At 64.8% G+C, this 676-nt stretch carries 1 protein-coding gene; it reads right to left on the bottom strand.

Features of this window, described 5'->3' with window-relative positions; genetic code table 11:
* A partial coding sequence (locus ACYVDK_RS18225) for a transposase family protein (protein ID WP_460524421.1) occupies window positions 1-624 on the bottom strand: 624 nt, incomplete at its 3' end.
* Window positions 625-676 lie beyond the last annotated feature (52 nt).

Raw genomic sequence — 676 nt, 5'->3', positions numbered from 1 at the left:
GAGCGCGTCGGCGACGATCCGGGCAGCGCCGCGCGGGGACCCGGTCGCGCCTTTGCGTAGACGCTGACCGATGATCACCGGAGCGGTGTTCTGAGTCGATACCGTGGCCAGCAGCGCGTTCAGGCCCCGGACGCCGGAGTATCCGAACCCGGCGCCCTGCTTCTTCGGCCCGTGGACTTCGATGATCGTGTCATCGACATCAACGAACACCATCCCGCCATCCGTGGGCGCCGGGACGATCGGAGCCTCGGCGGCCAAAGCCACCAGGAATCGGGACGCGACAGCGTCCAGTTGGCGCACGTGCCCGAAGGTGAACGAGCGCAAGAATGACCCCAACGTCGAGGGGGCATAGATCGAAGCGAACAGCCGACCCATACCGCCATGGCGTAGCAGCGCCATGTCATCGATCGAATCCGCGCCCGCGATCATCCCTGCAACCAGCGAGGAGACCTTCAACCCGGCGTTCGCACCCTTGTCCGTCGGGACGCTCAACCACTCATCCGCAAGAGTGCGCAGCCCGGCCTTCTCAGCAAGCCGCACGATCGGGAGAAGACCGGCGGCCGACACGAGGTTCGGGTCGTCGAATGACGCGGCCGCCGTTCGTGCGGCATGAGAAGCTTGCATCTGCGAGATGCCTCTCTTTTCGGGTCCAATTGCTCCGTGGTAAGAACAATTG

This window comes from Humibacter antri, assembly GCF_054777235.1.
Note: the sequence above shows the minus strand (reverse complement) of the source record. Positions and strands in the feature narration are given on the sequence as shown.